Here is a 16,712-nt window from a genome sequence, read left to right as displayed (position 1 = left end):
TACTTATGTACCTGTAGTAGCACTGTATTTTTCTAAACTCATTAATTGGGCAAGCTCGGACGCAAGATTACTTTCTGAGTTTGGTTTGATTTTGAATAGCCAAACACCATAAGGATTTTCATTGACCGCTTCGGGGGATGAATCTACTTTTTCATTGAGAGCAACAATCTCCCCGCTTACTGGCGCATGAATATCGCTCGCCGCCTTGACTGATTCAATTACAGCAACTACCTCGCCCTGCTTTACTTGTTGCCCAAGCTTGGGAGATTGAAAGAACATCACATCACCTAAAGCTTCTTGAGCATGGTGACTAATACCAACCCACACTAAGCCATCGCTCTCGAGATCGGCCCACTCATGAGTCTGGGCAAATTGGAATGTATCTTGGGTATTCACGTTAACGTTTCATTGGGGGCATCAATTAAGCCCCCGTGAGTAATGGCGCGCACCATTACTACTGATTAAGTTTTTGCTGAGCCGGTGCGGTGTGTGCGGTTGTATAAACAGCTAGCGCAAATCCAGCGTTGCTTACGATTACTTGTCGGAATCCATGTGCCACCCTCAAGTCGTTTTTCGCGACTACAAGACGAGCAAAACTTGAGGCTCTGAGAGGTATCTTGGGTAGCAGCTGGAGTCGAAGTAGTCATGAGCAATCCGGGTAAGGCAATCTTTATACAGAAGATCTATTTTACCCGTTTTGTCCCACTGGGGCTGGGCTTAGGACCACTCGGACTGAATCAGCCGTTTTATTGCCCTCAAAATCCAGCCAAGCCTTATTTTCAAAGTCATAGAGCTTGCATTTACGGGCAGTATCGAAATACCAGTTCCAGGAGAACTTTTGAACAAAAATACGCTCTGGAAGGATGTTCTCCAGGGTGTTTTGGGCCTCTTGGAGGCGATATAGGGGCACGCTCATATCCACGTGATGGGCTGTGTGCTCCATGATGTGGTGCATTAAAGAGCCCCAAATCCAGTTAAATGTCAGGTGGACCGTGGTCGAAACAAAGGGCTGAGCGCGCAACCACTCAGACTTTTTGTCATACCAAGAGACAGAGGGATGCGTATGGTGAACGTAGACCACAAAGCCAATCATGCCGTTCCAGAATAAGAATGGAATTGCAAAACCGGTGATGAGACCAAGCCAGATAGATTGACCGGTAGCGATTGCACCAGCAACAAGACAAGCTATCCACACAATTGCGAAGCCTGTAACAAGCAAGTTGTCTTTCAGAAAGATGGGACGATCACCAGGCTTATTTTTAGCATTTGGAAAGTACTCGCGTCTCCACCAAATCTCAATGAGGTAGTAGAAAACCGGACCCCAGCCACTACGATAGAGGTGCTCTAGAGCCTTGCGCCATGAGGGTAGCGCGTCATATTCAGATTTTGATAGGGGCGCCCAAACAAAGTCAAAGCCTTTTAAATTGGTTTGGCCATGGTGAACTACGTTGTGTCCAACATCCCACAAACTGTATGGTGTGAGCGATGGCAAGAAAGCAATGCGTCCTAAAACTTTGTTGAGTTCGCGATTAGGGGTGAAGCTTTGATGGCAAGCATCGTGACCCAAAATAAAGATGCGACCAGTGACAAATCCAGCAACAAGGCCAAAAACAACTTTGAGGAAAATATTTTCTAAAAAGATTGTGCCGGCAATACAGCCAAGCCATAAGGCTGCATCAATCATGAGAAGCATGATTGCGCGACCTGTTTCACCTTGTGCCATTGGGATTAACCAGCTCCGAATAATTTTGCGGTGCGGTAATGGCGCCTCAGGATGCAAGGGATTGGTTAAGGACGGCTCTGAAAGGGCTGAATTTAGATGTGTAGACACGATAAGAATCAATAAGTTAGACCCAAATGATAGTGGCTTTTAGGACTTTGCGCATGATACAGGTCAAAAACACCCCCTTTTGGCGCGCCCGGCAGGAATCGAACCTGCGACCCTTGGCTTCGGAGGCCAATACTCTATCCACTGAGCTACGGGCGCCAGCGAAACTGCATATCCCTCTATTGTAAGTGCCTTATAGCCCTACTCACTAGTTATAATCACCGCCAAACAACCCTAAAACCCGTTAAATAAGAAATTCCTATGAGCAACGAGCACGGAAATCTAATCAAGTCCCCAAAACAACTCATCATCATCGTGTTTGCATGCTTTTTTGTGCCTCTGATCATTATTTTATTACTAATGGTATTTGTAAATAATGGCAAGCGCGGTGAATCTAACGCTACGACAGAACAATTGATTAAACCGGTAGCTCAGTTAAATGTTCAGGATGCTAGCGTCCCAGCAGATCCTAAGGCCTCGGCTCCTGTAGCGGCCAAATAAAATTTAGCGCATTCCAAAAAAGCTGGCTACATGCCAGCTTTTTTATTTCTCATCATCATTATCTTTTACATCTAAAGCAATTTGATACGCTTCTTTTTTTGTAATATTTAAGGCTTGAGATAAAACCGTGGCAATTTCTTTACTGCCGAGAAAAGGACTCAGAGTATTTGCCCAGAGCAAGAGTGACGCATGCTCTGGAGCCTCATTAGAGCTTGCTTGGCGCCCTGCTACCAAAATAATAAATTCCCCCTTTAAGCTCTCCGCATTTTCTAACCATGATGCTATTTCACTTGCCTGAATTGAAACGAGCTGTTCAAACTTTTTAGTTAATTCACGACAAATAAACACCTGTCGTTCTGGTTCCAAAGCGTTTGCGAGTACCAGTAGTGTTTCGCGAATGTGATGCGGAGATTCAAAAAAGATGCTGGCTTTTATTCCGCTACAAATATCTTGTAGTAAGGCATCGCGCTCTTTAGTTTTGTTTGGCCAAAATCCTAAAAACTGAAAGCGCCCTTCTGAATTGAGCATCACGGAGCCTGCTGCAGAGATTGCGCAAGACACTGAGCTAGCACCAGGAATCGGGATCACTCGAAACCCCGCTTTCTGCACTTCGTTTACCAGCCTAGCGCCAGGGTCAGAGACTCCTGGAGTCCCCGCATCAGAAATGTATGCCCAGCGCTCGTTTTTAGCAAGACTTTGAATCACCGTTTGCGCGCCCCCAACTTCATTGTGTTCGTGAAGCGCCAAACATTTTTTATGAATACCAAATTGCTGCAATAGTGCGGCGCTATGTCTTGTGTCTTCGCAGGCAATACCATCAACTGCACCCAAGACATGGAGCGCGCGCAAAGTGATGTCCCCCATATTGCCGATGGGCGTAGCAACCATGTAGAGGGCTCCAGCAGGCAAATCCTGTTGTTTTAAAAAATCAAATGAGCCTATTTCCATGGGGGCATCTTCTGCGTAAGATTGGTCATAAGTAAGAGGATACGTTGCTTTAGAAATTACCCCTAGTTTGGCGCATAATATTGGCATGGATAAAGACACTATTGAGCATTTGCGCAAGCGCGCATCACAGCATTTTTTAGACAGCATTGCGGTAAAGCAAGAAGCTGAAAAAGTTCTTCCAGAAGCAGTTGCGCGCGGAGTATTGGCAATGGTAGATTGTTTGAAGTCTGGCGGTAAAGTCATGGCTTGCGGCAATGGCGGCTCTGCTGCTGATGCTCAGCACTTTGCTGCAGAGTTAATTGGACGCTTTGAACGAGAGCGCGAAGAGTTGGCCGCGATTGCATTAACAACAGATACATCCATTTTGACTGCAGTTGGAAATGACTATAGTTATGACGATATCTTTAGCAAACAAGTTCGCGGTCTTGGCAAGAAAGGCGACATCCTTCTGGGAATTTCAACATCTGGCAACTCTAAGAATGTAGTCAAAGCAATAGAGGCAGCCAAGAAGATGGGCATCAAAATCATTGCTTTCACCGGCAATGGCGGCGGCAAGATTGCTACCTTGTTAGATAAGGACGATATCCATCTGTGCGTTCCTTCTACGCGTACCGCACGCATTCAAGAAACGCACTTAGTTCTGCTGCACGGATTATGTGATGGCGTAGACCACGTTTTATACGACTAGAATTTTTAGCCCAATTCATTTTAGAAAATAGACAAATGCAAACCTCCTTACTTCTTAAGCTTGTGATTGCAGTAATTACCGTTTCTCAACTTTCATCTTGTGCGGTGGTTGCCGTTGGAGGTGTTGCTGCAACCGTAACTGTATTGGCAGATCGACGCACTGCTGGCGTCCAAGCAATTGATAAAGGAATTGAGTGGGAGGCAAATAGCGCATTAAGTAAAAGATTTGGAGACAACGCGCATATTACTGTCACCTCATTTAATCAGAAGGTCCTCTTAACCGGCGAAGTAAAAGATGCTGATATCAAGGGTGAAGCAGGGGCTTATGTAAAAGCCATGAAGAATGTGCGTTCCGTATTTAATGAACTGCGTATTGGCCCAAATAGCAGCTATACATCCCGCGCAAACGATGCCTATTTAGAGTCTAAGATCAAAACACAAATGATCTTCACAGAAAAGTTACCCTCTAATTCGATGGCCATTGTTGCTGAAGGTAGTAGTGTTTATCTGCTTGGCATCTTGACGCAAGATGAGGCGGATTTAGCGAAGAAGATTACTAGCAATACCAATGGCGTGAAAGATGTTTATGTCTATTTCGACATCATTTCCGATGCTGAGAAAACGCGCTTAGAAAAAGAAGGCAAGGCAACTCAATCACAATCAGATAGTCCGCCAAAGTATCAGTAATCTTTTTATAAAGATGTTGATGTATTCGTCGTATCAATTTATAAAAATATTTTTTTTATTTGCATTGCTCTTTTTACATTTTCAAGATGTACAAGCGAGTAGCGAAGATCAAAAGGCGTATGGGCTTGCAAAACAAAACGCATGCTTAGGTTGCCACGCAAAGAATAAAAAAATTGTTGGGCCTAGCTTTGAATCCGTTGCACAAAAATATCAATCTGATCCAAATGCATCAATATTTTTGAAAAATAAAATTGCTAAAGGTGGTGCAGGGTCATGGGGCGTTGTGCCCATGCCTGCCAATGCAAAATTAAGTGACGCAGATTTATCGCTCTTGACGAGCTGGATATTGCGCGGCGCGCCGACTAAAAATTAAGGTGCGAGCTTTGGTCTGCCAAGGAACCACCACCAGGCTTGATTAGACCGCTTCAGGTTTTGTTTTAAGGCGTAATCCATGTCAGCCCACTGCTCATTAGCAGCCTCTTCAACAATCGTTGATGGACTTGCTGGCGCTAATTTAAGGTAAGCATCTGCATCTCCATAGGCGTATTCAACACTCATGCCAGCTTTTTGCGCCAAATGCATCATTGCTTTGTTACTTGATAGGCAATGAACATGTAGGGCTTCAATACGAGTATTGCGCGAATGGACTGCTGAGCGCTGCAACAGAGCAGTACCAAAACCTTGCGAGCGCCCTGCCGGTAGGACTGAGACGCCAAATTCGGCAGCGCGCACCTGCCCCTTGATTTCAGGTAAATAAGCTAAGTGCGCCATGCCAAGGAGCTTTAAAATTGAGTCAAATACACCAAAAATAGTGTCCTTATTGAAATTGAGGTTCTCAACGTAGCGCAGGATCACTTCGTCAGGAGTTTGGGTGCCAAATCGCAGGCGGCGATCCTCCTCATTGAGCTGCAATAAGTGCTGAAGTATCTCTTCTCTGTGCCCAGAATGGAGCTCTCGTACAGGGATAACTTGCCTTTTCAAATAAGGCTTAGAGGGTAAGTGTTTGCTCGCTAATTTATTGTGCATAGCAATATATTAGCAGTCTTACGTGAAAATTTCAGGGTTTTCCCTAATATGCAGGAAATGTGCAAAAAGGCGGTTTTGCTACATGCTCAAGTCTAAAAATTTATCCCTATGATTTGATTCGATCTATTGATGAAGTAAGAAAAAACATCGTTATTTTAGGAAAAAGACTGCAAAAGGTGTTGACAACCCTATTCGGGTATGTCATAGTCTCACCTCTTCGCTGAATGTTTTTGAAAAACGATTCAGCCCTCTTTAAAAATTAGTCAACCGATAAATGTGGGTACTAGGCGAAAGCATCCAGTCCTTCGGGACAGATGTAAACAAATAGTACTCATAGACAGTAAAAAGATTTGGTTTTATTACCAAGTCAATTTCTTGAATGAGTGCGACGATCCGCAAGGATCACAGGAATTAAACTGAAGAGTTTGATCCTGGCTCAGATTGAACGCTGGCGGCATGCCTTACACATGCAAGTCGAACGGCAGCACGGGTGCTTGCACCTGGTGGCGAGTGGCGAACGGGTGAGTAATACATCGGAACGTACCTTATCGTGGGGGATAACGCAGCGAAAGCTGTGCTAATACCGCATACGCCCTGAGGGGGAAAGCGGGGGATCGAAAGACCTCGCGCGATTAGAGCGGCCGATGCTTGATTAGCTTGTTGGTGGGGTAAAAGCCCACCAAGGCGACGATCAATAGCTGGTCTGAGAGGACGATCAGCCACACTGGGACTGAGACACGGCCCAGACTCCTACGGGAGGCAGCAGTGGGGAATTTTGGACAATGGGGGCAACCCTGATCCAGCAATGCCGCGTGAGTGAAGAAGGCCTTCGGGTTGTAAAGCTCTTTTGTCAGGGAAGAAACACCGGCTCTAACACAGTCCGGGAATGACGGTACCTGAAGAATAAGCACCGGCTAACTACGTGCCAGCAGCCGCGGTAATACGTAGGGTGCAAGCGTTAATCGGAATTACTGGGCGTAAAGCGTGCGCAGGCGGTTATACAAGACAGGCGTGAAATCCCCGGGCTTAACCTGGGAATGGCGCCTGTGACTGTATAGCTAGAGTGTGTCAGAGGGGGGTAGAATTCCACGTGTAGCAGTGAAATGCGTAGATATGTGGAGGAATACCAATGGCGAAGGCAGCCCCCTGGGATAACACTGACGCTCATGCACGAAAGCGTGGGGAGCAAACAGGATTAGATACCCTGGTAGTCCACGCCCTAAACGATGCTGACTAGTTGTTCGGGATTTACATCCTGAGTAACGTAGCTAACGCGTGAAGTCAGCCGCCTGGGGAGTACGGTCGCAAGATTAAAACTCAAAGGAATTGACGGGGACCCGCACAAGCGGTGGATGATGTGGATTAATTCGATGCAACGCGAAAAACCTTACCTACCCTTGACATGTCACTAACGAAGTAGAGATACATTAGGTGCTCGTAAGAGAAAGTGAACACAGGTGCTGCATGGCTGTCGTCAGCTCGTGTCGTGAGATGTTGGGTTAAGTCCCGCAACGAGCGCAACCCTTGTCTTTAGTTGCTACGCAAGAGCACTCTAAAGAGACTGCCGGTGACAAACCGGAGGAAGGTGGGGATGACGTCAAGTCCTCATGGCCCTTATGGGTAGGGCTTCACACGTCATACAATGGTGCATACAGAGGGTTGCCAACCCGCGAGGGGGAGCTAATCTCAGAAAATGCATCGTAGTCCGGATCGTAGTCTGCAACTCGACTACGTGAAGCTGGAATCGCTAGTAATCGCGGATCAGAATGTCGCGGTGAATACGTTCCCGGGTCTTGTACACACCGCCCGTCATACCATGGGAGTGGGTTTTGCCAGAAGCCGTTAGCCTAACCGCAAGGGGGGCGACTGCCACGGCAGGGTTCATGACTGGGGTAAAGTCGTAACAAGGTAGCCGTATCGGAAGGTGCGGCTGGATCACCTCCTTTCTAGAGAAAAGATGCTGGAGCTATAGTGCCCACACTTATCGGTTGACAATAAAAGCCACGGGTCTGTAGCTCAGCTGGTTAGAGCACTGTGTTGATAACGCAGGGGTCGTAGGTTCAAGTCCTACCAGACCCACCAATCAGCAGTGATATGGACTAAGTGGACGTTGGGGGATTAGCTCAGCTGGGAGAGCACCTGCTTTGCAAGCAGGGGGTCGTCGGTTCGATCCCGTCATCCTCCACCAACATCTAAATGTCAAAACTAAGCAATTTAGCGATTGTTTAGTTTTGCCATTTATGGCTGTTCTTTAAAAATTTGAGTAAGCAAAGTGTCAAATGTTTCTTTGAGAGGACATTTGACAATGTAATAAGGGTAAAGATTGAATCATCAATCAGTAATACAAACGAGTTTTACAAAGTTCTTAACAAGTACTTACAGTTTGGATTACGGCAAACATGTCAGAAGTAGAAGTAAAACCTGTAACAGGTACTAGCAATGGTGCTCGTTATAGGATCAAGTGAATAAGTGCACATGATGGATGCCTTGGCGATTACAGGCGACGAAAGACGTTATAACCTGCGATAAGCCCCGGGGAGCTGGTAAATAAGCTTTGATCCGGGGATTTCTGAATGGGGAAACCCACCACTTTTGTGGTATCCATACCTGAATACATAGGGTATGAGAAGCGAACCTTGTGAACTGAAACATCTAAGTAGCAAGAGGAAAAGACATCAACCGAGATTCCCAGAGTAGTGGCGAGCGAAATGGGAAGAGCCTTCTAGTGATATCTCAGTAATTAACAGAATGGAATGGAAAGTCCAACAATAAAGGGTGATAGTCCCGTATGTGAAAATTATTGAGTGGTACTAGGCTAGAGACAAGTAGGGCGGGACACGAGAAATCCTGTCTGAATATGGGGGGACCATCCTCCAAGGCTAAATACTCGTAATCGACCGATAGTGAACAAGTACCGTGAGGGAAAGGCGAAAAGAACCCCGGGAGGGGAGTGAAATAGATCCTGAAATTGTGTGCATACAAACAGTAGGAGCCTCGTAAGGGGTGACTGCGTACCTTTTGTATAATGGGTCAGCGACTTACATTCAGTAGCAAGCTTAACCGAATAGGGAAGGCGTAGCGAAAGCGAGTCCGAATAGGGCGCTAGTTGCTGGGTGTAGACCCGAAACCAGTTGATCTATCCATGGCCAGGTTGAAGGTGCGGTAACACGTACTGGAGGACCGAACCCACTAACGTTGAAAAGTTAGGGGATGAGCTGTGGATAGGGGTGAAAGGCTAAACAAAACTGGAAATAGCTGGTTCTCTCCGAAAACTATTTAGGTAGTGCCTCGTGTATCACTGTAGGGGGTAGAGCACTGTCATGGTTGTGGGGTCCATTGCGGATTACCGCGCCATAGCAAACTCCGAATACCTACAAGTGCAAGCACGGGAGACAGACATCGGGTGCTAACGTCCGGTGTCAAGAGGGAAACAACCCAGACCGCCAGCTAAGGTCCCTAATATATGCTAAGTGGGAAACGAAGTGGGAAGGCTAAAACAGTCAGGAGGTTGGCTTAGAAGCAGCCATCCTTTAAAGAAAGCGTAATAGCTCACTGATCGAGTCGTCCTGCGCGGAAGATGTAACGGGGCTAAGCATATAACCGAAGCTGCGGATCACAGCAATGTGATGGTAGGAGAGCGTTCTGTAAGCCTGTGAAGGTGTCTTGTAAAGGATGCTGGAGGTATCAGAAGTGCGAATGCTGACATGAGTAGCGATAAAGGGGGTGAAAAGCCCCCTCGCCGTAAGCCCAAGGTTTCCTGTTCAACGTTCATCGGAACAGGGTGAGTCGGCCCCTAAGGCGAGGCAGAGATGCGTAGCTGATGGGAACAAGGTTAATATTCCTTGACCATTGTTAGATGCGATGGGGGGACGGATCGCGGAGAGTTGTCCGGGTGTTGGAAGTCCCGGTTCTTGCGTTGGAGATGGCTATTAGGTAAATCCGGTAGCGTAATTCAAGGGCGTGAGACGAGTGAATTTATTCACGAAGCAATTGGAAGTGGTTCCAAGAAAAGCCTCTAAGCTTCAGTCTAACAAGACCGTACCGCAAACCGACACAGGTGGGCGAGATGAGTATTCTAAGGCGCTTGAGAGAACTCAGGAGAAGGAACTCGGCAAATTTGTACCGTAACTTCGGGATAAGGTACGCCCTGGTAGTTTGACCCTGTACAAGGGGAGGACGAAAGGGTTGCAATAAAAAGGTGGCTGCGACTGTTTAATAAAAACACAGCACTCTGCAAACACGAAAGTGGACGTATAGGGTGTGACGCCTGCCCGGTGCTGGAAGATTAAATGATGGGGTGCAAGCTCTTGATTGAAGTCCCAGTAAACGGCGGCCGTAACTATAACGGTCCTAAGGTAGCGAAATTCCTTGTCGGGTAAGTTCCGACCTGCACGAATGGCGTAACGATGGCCACACTGTCTCCTCCTGAGACTCAGCGAAGTTGAAATGTTTGTGATGATGCAATCTACCCGTGGCTAGACGGAAAGACCCCATGAACCTTTACTGTAGCTTTGCATTGGACTTTGAATCGGTCTGTGTAGGATAGGTGGGAGGCGTTGATAGCAGGATGCTAGTCCTGTTGGAGCCAACCTTGAAATACCACCCTGATCTATTTGAGGTTCTAACCTTGGCCCATTATCTGGGTCGGGAACAGTGCATGGTAGGCAGTTTGACTGGGGCGGTCTCCTCCCAAAGTGTAACGGAGGAGTACGAAGGTACGCTTGGTACGGTCGGACATCGTACCTAAAGTGCAATGGCAAAAGCGTGCTTAACTGCGAGACCGACAAGTCGAGCAGGTGCGAAAGCAGGTCATAGTGATCCGGTGGTTCTGTATGGAAGGGCCATCGCTCAACGGATAAAAGGTACTCTGGGGATAACAGGCTGATACCGCCCAAGAGTTCATATCGACGGCGGTGTTTGGCACCTCGATGTCGGCTCATCTCATCCTGGGGCTGTAGCCGGTCCCAAGGGTATGGCTGTTCGCCATTTAAAGAGGTACGTGAGCTGGGTTTAAAACGTCGTGAGACAGTTTGGTCCCTATCTGCCATGGGCGTTGGAGATTTGACGGGGGCTGCTCCTAGTACGAGAGGACCGGAGTGGACATTCCGCTGGTGTACCTGTTGTTTCGCCAGAAGCATCGCAGGGTAGCTATGAATGGAAGAGATAACCGCTGAAAGCATCTAAGCGGGAAACTTGCCTGAAGATGAGATCTCCCGTAGGTTTAACCTACATAAAGGGTCGTTGAAGACCACAACGTTGATAGGTCGGGTGTGGAAGCGCAGTAATGCGTTAAGCTAACCGATACTAATTGCCCGTTAGGCTTGATCCTATAACCAGCACTATTGTGTTGGATGTTTGCCAGATTTAATCTGCATCCTTATTACATGCTTACTCAAATAGAGTTGTTGATTTATCAGCAACTCGACCCTCTACGCCCGGTGACCATAGCGAATTGGAACCACTCCTTCCCATCCCGAACAGGACAGTGAAACGATTCTACGCCGATGATAGTGCGGATTACCCGTGTGAAAGTAGGTAACTGCCGGGCACCAATGCGACGCCCAGACCCCTTTAGGTCTGGGCGTTTTTACTTGTGCAGAGCGTTTAGAGAGATTGACAGACACTCCGTTTGGAGTCAGAATATTGGGTTCGCGGAGGGGTGTCCGAGCGGCTAAAGGAGGCAGACTGTAAATCTGTTGGCTATGCCTACGTAGGTTCGAATCCTACCCCCTCCACCAGATGTGCGGGATTAGTTTAATGGTAAAACAGCAGATTTCCAATCTTCGGTCAAGAGTTCGATTCTCTTATCCCGCTCCAGAATTTGTAGCAAAAAGATTGGCCCATGTGGCTCAGTGGTAGAGCACTCCCTTGGTAAGGGAGAGGTCGGCAGTTCGATCCTGCCCATGGGCACCAGGTTTCGTATTATTTTTTATTAATTGTGTATTTCGTGTTTTGGTTTAAGAGTTAACTAAAGGCAGACAAAAATGGCAAAAGAAAAGTTCGAGCGGACAAAACCGCACGTAAACGTAGGCACCATCGGTCACGTTGACCACGGTAAAACCACTTTGACAGCGGCGATTGCAACCGTGCTCTCAAAGCAATTTGGTGGCGAAGCAAAAGCATACGATCAGATCGATGCTGCACCAGAAGAAAAGGCCCGTGGTATTACGATTAATACTGCGCACGTAGAGTATGAGACAGCGAACCGTCACTATGCTCACGTGGATTGCCCAGGACATGCTGACTATGTGAAGAACATGATTACCGGTGCTGCCCAGATGGACGGCGCAATTTTGGTTTGCTCTGCTGCTGATGGCCCCATGCCACAAACGCGTGAGCACATCCTCTTGGCACGCCAAGTAGGTGTTCCTTACATCATCGTGTTCTTAAACAAATGCGATATGGTTGATGATGCTGAATTGCTCGAGTTAGTTGAAATGGAAGTTCGTGAACTTCTGTCTAAATATGACTTCCCAGGCGATGACACACCCATCATTCAAGGTTCTGCTAAGTTGGCCCTTGAAGGTGACGAAGGCCCGATGGGTAAAGAAGCCATCATGAAATTGGCTGAGGCACTTGATACTTACATCCCTACACCAGAGCGCGCCATTGATGGTGCCTTCTTGATGCCAGTAGAAGACGTGTTCTCGATCTCTGGTCGCGGTACTGTAGTGACCGGTCGTATTGAGCGCGGGATCGTTAAAGTCGGTGAAGAGATTGAAATCATCGGTATCAAGCCAACCTTGAAAACCACTTGTACTGGTGTTGAAATGTTCCGCAAATTGCTCGACCAAGGTCAAGCTGGCGATAACGTTGGTATCTTGTTACGCGGCACAAAACGTGAAGAAGTGGAACGCGGCCAAGTATTGGCCAAACCTGGTTCCATCACTCCCCATACTCACTTTACCGCTGAGGTGTATATCTTGGGTAAAGATGAAGGTGGTCGTCATACTCCATTTTTTAACAACTATCGTCCCCAGTTTTACTTCCGTACTACGGACGTAACCGGTTCAATTGAGTTGCCAAAAGATAAAGAAATGGTGATGCCTGGTGATAACGTCACGATTACCGTCAAACTCATTGCACCAATCGCGATGGAAGAAGGTTTACGTTTTGCGATCCGCGAAGGTGGCCGTACTGTTGGCGCCGGTGTGGTTGCAAAGATTTTGGCTTAGTAGTTTTAAGTAATGAGTTTTTATAAAGGGGTGTAGCTCAATTGGCAGAGCGTTGGTCTCCAAAACCAAAGGTTGGGGGTTCGATGCCCTCCGCCCCTGCCACGATTTGAACTGAAAGCAATATGTCTCAACAAACTGTAAGTCACTCTGAAGAAAAGAGCAGTTGGGTCTCCGGACTCGCTGCTTTAATCGTCGTTGCAGCGTTGGTGCTTTATTACACGCTCATTGACCAATCTTTATTGGTGCGCTTGGGCGTTCTGTTTGGTGGCATTGCTGCTGCGGTTTTGATTGTGGCGATTTCACCGGATGGGCGACGCTTTATCGCCTATGCGAAAGATTCTTGGTATGAAGTAAAAAAGGTTGTTTGGCCAACTCGTAAAGAGACGACCCAAATGACTCTAGTCGTATTTGGCTTTGTTCTGATCATGTCCCTGTTTTTATGGATTGCAGACAAATTGATTGAATGGCTAGTTTTTTCAGCCTTTTTAGGTTGGAAGTGAGTGAAAAATGATCGATTCTGAGTTGGCCGTAAACCCACAAGCTACTGGCAATATGCGCTGGTACGTTATTCACGCCTATTCTGGTATGGAAAAGAGCGTCAAAAAAGGTCTCGAGGAGCGTATTGCGCGTTCTGGCATGCCTGAGAAATTTGGTCGCATTTTGGTTCCCTCCGAAGAGGTTGTTGAGATCAAAGGTGGCGCAAAATCAGTTACTGAGCGTCGTTTCTTCCCGGGATACGTCCTCATTGAGATGGAAATGACCGACGAAAGCTGGCATTTGGTGAAAAATACGCCAAAAGTGACTGGTTTCGTTGGCGGGGTTCGTAACCGCCCAAGCCCTATTTCTACTGCTGAAGTAGCCAAAATCATGGATCAAATGCAGGCTGGGGTTGATAAACCTAAGCCTAAGACCTTGTTTGAGGTGGGTGAGATTGTGCGCGTTAAAGAAGGCCCATTTGTTGATTTCAACGGAAATATTGAAGAAGTCAATTATGAGAAGTCAAGATTGCGCGTTTCTGTTACAATTTTTGGCCGCGGTACCCCAGTTGAGCTGGAGTTCGGTCAGGTAGAAAAGATGTAAAAACAAGGACTTAGTCCTAGTTTCCAGTAGCAGTAGGTTTTAAGTGGTTAGTAATAACCGAGGAGCGGCGCTAGAAAGCCAAAAACTAGCAAAGCGTTTACTCAACAGCGGTCTTTCCTCATGAGGTTAGGCGCGCTTTCAGGAGCAACACATGGCAAAGAAGATTATTGGCTTTATCAAACTGCAGATCCCTGCAGGTAAAGCAAATCCATCACCTCCCGTAGGTCCAGCATTGGGTCAACGCGGTCTTAACATTATGGAATTCTGTAAGGCGTTCAATGCTCAAACTCAGAGCATGGAGCCAGGCCTTCCAATTCCAGTAGTGATTACAGCATTTGCTGATAAGAGCTTCACTTTTGTGATGAAGACTCCCCCAGCAACGATTCTGATTAAGAAGGCTGCGAAGCTCGAAAAAGGATCACCACGCCCTCATACCGATAAGGTAGGAAAAATTACACGTGCTCAAGCGGAAGAAATCGCTAAAGCAAAAATGCCAGATTTGACAGCAGCTGATATGGATGCAGCTGTTAGAACAATCGCTGGTAGCGCCCGTTCCATGGGCATCACTGTGGAAGGTCTCTAATCATGACTAAATTATCTAAACGCGTAAAAGCGATTCAATCTAAGGTTGATCGCAACAAGTTCTACTCATTAGAGGAGGCCTTAACTCTTGTTAAAGAGTGCGCAACTGCGAAGTTCGATGAATCTATCGACGTTGCTGTTCAGTTGGGTATTGATGCTAAGAAATCTGACCAAGTTGTGCGTGGCGCAGTAGTGCTCCCAGCTGGTACAGGTAAACACGTTCGTGTAGCGGTTTTTGCACAAGGCGAAAAGGCTGAACAAGCTAAAGCTGCTGGTGCAGAAATCGTTGGCATGGAAGAACTTGCCGAACAAATTAAGGGCGGCAAAATTGATTTTGATGTTTTGATCGCATCCCCAGACACAATGAAAATTGTTGGTACTTTAGGTCAAGTATTGGGCCCACGTGGTTTGATGCCAAATCCAAAAGTAGGAACAGTGACTCCTGACGTTGCTACTGCGGTGAAGAATGCAAAAGCGGGTCAAGTTCAGTTCCGCGTCGACAAGGCCGGCATTGTGCACGCAAGTATTGGCCGTCGTTCATTCGAGCCAACTGCATTGAAATCAAACTTGCTCGCATTGCTTGAGGCTTTGAATAAAGCAAAGCCACCTGCATCAAAAGGAATATTTTTAAAGAAGGTTGCCGTAAGCAGCACCATGGGTGCAGGCGTACGTGTAGACCAGGCATCGTTACAGGCTGCTCAGTAAGTAGCTTGTAACAAAAAAGAACTTTGGGTCGACTCCCACTCTTTGAGTGAGAGTCGAACATCAAAGACCGTTGGTGAATGAGTTGCTTGTAAAGAATAAATTCTTAATCCTTACGAAAGTAAGAGCCAGCGCAGATGGCGACCCTGAAAAGATTTTCACAAGAGTTTTTGTGAACAAATGATCAGACGCTGGTGTGTAACCCCAACTGGAAACAGTTGGTTTTTATGGAGTTAAACCGTGCCTTTGAATGTAGAAGACAAAAAAGCGATTGTTGCTGATGTCGGCGCTCAATTGGCTGGAGCCCAAACCGTCGTGCTTGCTGAATACCGTGGTATTCCAGTTGAGCAGTTGACAAAGCTACGTGCTAGCGCACGTGACCAAGGTGTATATCTTCGCGTTTTGAAGAACACATTGGCACGCCGTGCTGCACAAGGCACACAGTTTGAGCCTCTTGCTGATTCGATGGTTGGCCCCTTGATTTACGGCATCTCTGCTGATCCGATTGCTTCGGCAAAAGTATTGCAGAACTTTGCTAAGACTCAAGACATGCTAGTCATTAAAGCTGGCTTATATAACGGCAAGCTGTTAGACGTAGCGGGCGTTAAATCCCTTGCGTCAATTCCAAGCCGCGACGAGTTGTTATCTCAGTTGTTAGGTGTGATGTTGGCGCCTGTTTCTGCGATGGCTCGTGTATTGGGCGCAGTAGCAGCGCAAAAAGCAGCAGGAGCACCCGCTCCAGTTGCAGCACCTGTAGCTGAAGTTGTAGCAGCCCCAGCAGAAGTTGTTGCTGAGGTGGTTGCCGAAACAGCCGCTCCAGAAGCAAGTGCAGAGCCTGCAGCCGCAGATCCAGAAGCAAAAGAAACCCCTGCCGCTGAATAAGCGACAGATTAACTATTTAAGTATTAGGAGCTAAAAATGGCGATTACTAAAGAAGAAATCATTGATGCAGTAGGTAGCATGTCTGTAATGGATTTGAACGACTTGGTTAAAGCGTTCGAAGAGAAGTTTGGCGTTTCAGCTGCAGCGATGGCTGTTGCTGGTCCTGCTGGTGCAGGCGGTGGCGGTGCTGCTGCTGAAGAGCAAACAGAATTTACTGTTAACTTGCTCGAAACTGGCGCAAACAAAGTTTCAGTAATTAAAGCAGTACGCGAAATTACTGGCCTTGGCTTGAAAGAAGCTAAGGACTTGGTTGATGGCGCACCAAAGCCAATCAAAGAGGGCGTTGACAAGAAAACTGCTGAAGAAGCTAAGAAGAAGCTCGAAGAAGCTGGCGCTAAAGCAGAACTCAAGTAATACAAACTCGGCTAGCGCTTCTCATAAAGGAGCGTTAGCTATGTTGGGTTTGACCATTAGTGGTCAAACCCGATTTCATTTCTGATTGAAATCGGGTTTGCCTTCTGATACGACTGCAGAATGCAAGTTTGGTCGGACACTAAGTCTATCGATTTAGTGTTGTCCGCCAGTGATTGGTAGTGGCCAATCGCCAAATCTTT

15 protein-coding genes, 7 tRNA genes, 3 rRNA genes and 1 pseudogene are annotated in these 16,712 nt (G+C 47.0%); 20 read left to right on the top strand and 6 right to left on the bottom strand.

Features of this window, described 5'->3' with window-relative positions; translation table 11 throughout:
• Nucleotides 1-3 precede the first annotated feature (3 nt).
• The 4 genes from gcvH to ICN29_RS06350 all read right to left on the bottom strand — a co-directional run bounded on the left by gcvH (nucleotide 4) and on the right by ICN29_RS06350 (nucleotide 1,987).
• Nucleotides 4-396, bottom strand: a complete 393-nt coding sequence (gcvH, locus tag ICN29_RS06365) for a glycine cleavage system protein GcvH (RefSeq protein ID WP_216130753.1) — start codon at nucleotides 394-396, stop codon at nucleotides 4-6.
• A gap of 65 nt (nucleotides 397-461) precedes the next feature.
• Nucleotides 462-647 carry a hypothetical protein gene (locus ICN29_RS06360; protein WP_129560400.1) on the bottom strand — a complete coding sequence of 62 codons (186 nt, stop codon included), beginning with the start codon at nucleotides 645-647 and terminating at the stop codon, nucleotides 462-464.
• A gap of 41 nt (nucleotides 648-688) precedes the next feature.
• Nucleotides 689-1,831: a fatty acid desaturase gene (locus ICN29_RS06355; RefSeq protein WP_369411639.1), complete on the bottom strand. Its 1,143-nt coding sequence runs from the start codon at nucleotides 1,829-1,831 to the stop codon at nucleotides 689-691.
• Between the two features lie 80 nt (nucleotides 1,832-1,911).
• Nucleotides 1,912-1,987, bottom strand: a tRNA-Arg gene (locus ICN29_RS06350).
• Nucleotides 1,988-2,089: 102 nt separating this feature from the next.
• Here ICN29_RS06350 and ICN29_RS06345 point away from each other — a divergent pair.
• Complete coding sequence (locus ICN29_RS06345; RefSeq protein WP_255538083.1) at nucleotides 2,090-2,329, top strand: hypothetical protein; 240 nt, start codon at nucleotides 2,090-2,092, stop codon at nucleotides 2,327-2,329.
• A gap of 42 nt (nucleotides 2,330-2,371) precedes the next feature.
• On the opposite strand, the gene rsmI is transcribed toward ICN29_RS06345, so the two are convergent.
• Nucleotides 2,372-3,364 (bottom strand): 16S rRNA (cytidine(1402)-2'-O)-methyltransferase, encoded by a 993-nt coding sequence (gene rsmI / locus ICN29_RS06340; protein ID WP_255538082.1) that lies wholly within the window; start codon nucleotides 3,362-3,364, stop codon nucleotides 2,372-2,374.
• Here rsmI and ICN29_RS06335 point away from each other — a divergent pair.
• The 3 genes from ICN29_RS06335 to ICN29_RS06325 all read left to right on the top strand — a co-directional run bounded on the left by ICN29_RS06335 (nucleotide 3,363) and on the right by ICN29_RS06325 (nucleotide 5,024).
• The gene (locus tag ICN29_RS06335) at nucleotides 3,363-3,965 is read left to right on the top strand and encodes a phosphoheptose isomerase (protein ID WP_216130751.1); all 603 of its coding nucleotides are present in this window, start codon (nucleotides 3,363-3,365) and stop codon (nucleotides 3,963-3,965) included. The two genes, rsmI and ICN29_RS06335, sit on opposite strands and share 2 nt — an antisense overlap.
• 35 nt (nucleotides 3,966-4,000) lie before the next feature.
• The gene (locus ICN29_RS06330) at nucleotides 4,001-4,651 is read left to right on the top strand and encodes a BON domain-containing protein (RefSeq protein ID WP_216130749.1); all 651 of its coding nucleotides are present in this window, start codon (nucleotides 4,001-4,003) and stop codon (nucleotides 4,649-4,651) included.
• Nucleotides 4,652-4,715: 64 nt separating this feature from the next.
• Nucleotides 4,716-5,024 carry a c-type cytochrome gene (locus ICN29_RS06325; RefSeq protein ID WP_255538081.1) on the top strand — a complete coding sequence of 103 codons (309 nt, stop codon included), beginning with the start codon at nucleotides 4,716-4,718 and terminating at the stop codon, nucleotides 5,022-5,024.
• Here ICN29_RS06325 and ICN29_RS06320 read toward each other — a convergent pair.
• A complete protein-coding gene (locus tag ICN29_RS06320) occupies nucleotides 5,021-5,677 on the bottom strand; it encodes a GNAT family N-acetyltransferase (protein WP_216130747.1) in 657 nt (218 codons plus the stop codon). The two genes, ICN29_RS06325 and ICN29_RS06320, sit on opposite strands and share 4 nt — an antisense overlap.
• A gap of 413 nt (nucleotides 5,678-6,090) precedes the next feature.
• Here ICN29_RS06320 and ICN29_RS06315 point away from each other — a divergent pair.
• The 16 genes and pseudogenes from ICN29_RS06315 (at nucleotide 6,091) to rplL (ending at nucleotide 16,512) form a co-directional block, all read left to right on the top strand.
• Nucleotides 6,091-7,623: ribosomal RNA gene (locus tag ICN29_RS06315) — 16S ribosomal RNA — on the top strand.
• Nucleotides 7,624-7,682: 59 nt separating this feature from the next.
• Nucleotides 7,683-7,759, top strand: a tRNA-Ile gene (locus ICN29_RS06310).
• A gap of 30 nt (nucleotides 7,760-7,789) precedes the next feature.
• Nucleotides 7,790-7,865 (top strand) — tRNA-Ala (locus tag ICN29_RS06305).
• Between the two features lie 267 nt (nucleotides 7,866-8,132).
• Nucleotides 8,133-11,006 (top strand): 23S ribosomal RNA (locus ICN29_RS06300).
• A 105-nt stretch (nucleotides 11,007-11,111) separates the two neighbouring features.
• Nucleotides 11,112-11,225, top strand: a 5S ribosomal RNA gene (rrf, locus tag ICN29_RS06295).
• The 16S, 23S and 5S rRNA genes sit together here with 5 tRNA genes alongside, the layout of an rRNA operon.
• Nucleotides 11,226-11,330: 105 nt before the next feature.
• Nucleotides 11,331-11,415 (top strand) — tRNA-Tyr (locus ICN29_RS06290).
• Nucleotides 11,416-11,420: 5 nt separating this feature from the next.
• Nucleotides 11,421-11,494 (top strand) — tRNA-Gly (locus ICN29_RS06285).
• Nucleotides 11,495-11,515: 21 nt separating this feature from the next.
• A tRNA-Thr gene (locus ICN29_RS06280) sits at nucleotides 11,516-11,590 on the top strand.
• A 71-nt stretch (nucleotides 11,591-11,661) separates the two neighbouring features.
• The gene (tuf, locus tag ICN29_RS06275) at nucleotides 11,662-12,852 is read left to right on the top strand and encodes an elongation factor Tu (protein ID WP_216130729.1); all 1,191 of its coding nucleotides are present in this window, start codon (nucleotides 11,662-11,664) and stop codon (nucleotides 12,850-12,852) included.
• 26 nt (nucleotides 12,853-12,878) lie between these two features.
• Nucleotides 12,879-12,954: transfer RNA gene (locus ICN29_RS06270), tRNA-Trp, on the top strand.
• 20 nt (nucleotides 12,955-12,974) lie between these two features.
• Nucleotides 12,975-13,352 carry a preprotein translocase subunit SecE gene (gene secE / locus ICN29_RS06265; protein WP_216130745.1) on the top strand — a complete coding sequence of 126 codons (378 nt, stop codon included), beginning with the start codon at nucleotides 12,975-12,977 and terminating at the stop codon, nucleotides 13,350-13,352.
• A 7-nt stretch (nucleotides 13,353-13,359) separates the two neighbouring features.
• Nucleotides 13,360-13,932 carry a transcription termination/antitermination protein NusG gene (gene nusG, locus ICN29_RS06260; protein WP_255538080.1) on the top strand — a complete coding sequence of 191 codons (573 nt, stop codon included), beginning with the start codon at nucleotides 13,360-13,362 and terminating at the stop codon, nucleotides 13,930-13,932.
• 151 nt (nucleotides 13,933-14,083) lie between these two features.
• Nucleotides 14,084-14,515, top strand: a complete 432-nt coding sequence (rplK, locus tag ICN29_RS06255) for a 50S ribosomal protein L11 (protein WP_088525601.1) — start codon at nucleotides 14,084-14,086, stop codon at nucleotides 14,513-14,515.
• Between the two features lie 2 nt (nucleotides 14,516-14,517).
• Complete coding sequence (rplA, locus tag ICN29_RS06250; RefSeq protein ID WP_216130743.1) at nucleotides 14,518-15,219, top strand: 50S ribosomal protein L1; 702 nt, start codon at nucleotides 14,518-14,520, stop codon at nucleotides 15,217-15,219.
• Nucleotides 15,220-15,456: 237 nt separating this feature from the next.
• Nucleotides 15,457-15,975: pseudogene (rplJ, locus tag ICN29_RS06245) on the top strand (50S ribosomal protein L10); the annotation flags it as partial.
• A gap of 159 nt (nucleotides 15,976-16,134) precedes the next feature.
• Nucleotides 16,135-16,512 carry a 50S ribosomal protein L7/L12 gene (gene rplL / locus ICN29_RS06240; protein ID WP_216130739.1) on the top strand — a complete coding sequence of 126 codons (378 nt, stop codon included), beginning with the start codon at nucleotides 16,135-16,137 and terminating at the stop codon, nucleotides 16,510-16,512.
• Nucleotides 16,513-16,712 lie beyond the last annotated feature (200 nt).

The sequence above is a fragment of the Polynucleobacter nymphae genome, assembly GCF_018882155.1.
Lineage (GTDB): Bacteria > Pseudomonadota > Gammaproteobacteria > Burkholderiales > Burkholderiaceae > Polynucleobacter > Polynucleobacter nymphae.
Note: the sequence above shows the minus strand (reverse complement) of the source record. Positions and strands in the feature narration are given on the sequence as shown.

Excerpts from the sequence above, each read along its gene's own strand:
- ICN29_RS06360 (WP_129560400.1), bottom strand. The coding sequence starts at position 647 with ATGACTACTTCGACTCCAGCTGCTACCCAAGATACCTCTCAGAGCCTC.
- ICN29_RS06345 (WP_255538083.1), top strand. The coding sequence starts at position 2,090 with ATGAGCAACGAGCACGGAAATCTAATCAAGTCCCCAAAACAACTCATC.
- ICN29_RS06335 (WP_216130751.1), top strand. The coding sequence starts at position 3,363 with ATGGATAAAGACACTATTGAGCATTTGCGCAAGCGCGCATCACAGCAT.
- rsmI (WP_255538082.1), bottom strand. The coding sequence starts at position 3,364 with ATGCCAATATTATGCGCCAAACTAGGGGTAATTTCTAAAGCAACGTAT.
- ICN29_RS06330 (WP_216130749.1), top strand. The coding sequence starts at position 4,001 with ATGCAAACCTCCTTACTTCTTAAGCTTGTGATTGCAGTAATTACCGTT.
- ICN29_RS06320 (WP_216130747.1), bottom strand. The coding sequence starts at position 5,677 with ATGCACAATAAATTAGCGAGCAAACACTTACCCTCTAAGCCTTATTTG.
- tuf (WP_216130729.1), top strand. The coding sequence starts at position 11,662 with ATGGCAAAAGAAAAGTTCGAGCGGACAAAACCGCACGTAAACGTAGGC.
- secE (WP_216130745.1), top strand. The coding sequence starts at position 12,975 with ATGTCTCAACAAACTGTAAGTCACTCTGAAGAAAAGAGCAGTTGGGTC.
- nusG (WP_255538080.1), top strand. The coding sequence starts at position 13,360 with ATGATCGATTCTGAGTTGGCCGTAAACCCACAAGCTACTGGCAATATG.
- rplK (WP_088525601.1), top strand. The coding sequence starts at position 14,084 with ATGGCAAAGAAGATTATTGGCTTTATCAAACTGCAGATCCCTGCAGGT.
- rplA (WP_216130743.1), top strand. The coding sequence starts at position 14,518 with ATGACTAAATTATCTAAACGCGTAAAAGCGATTCAATCTAAGGTTGAT.
- rplL (WP_216130739.1), top strand. The coding sequence starts at position 16,135 with ATGGCGATTACTAAAGAAGAAATCATTGATGCAGTAGGTAGCATGTCT.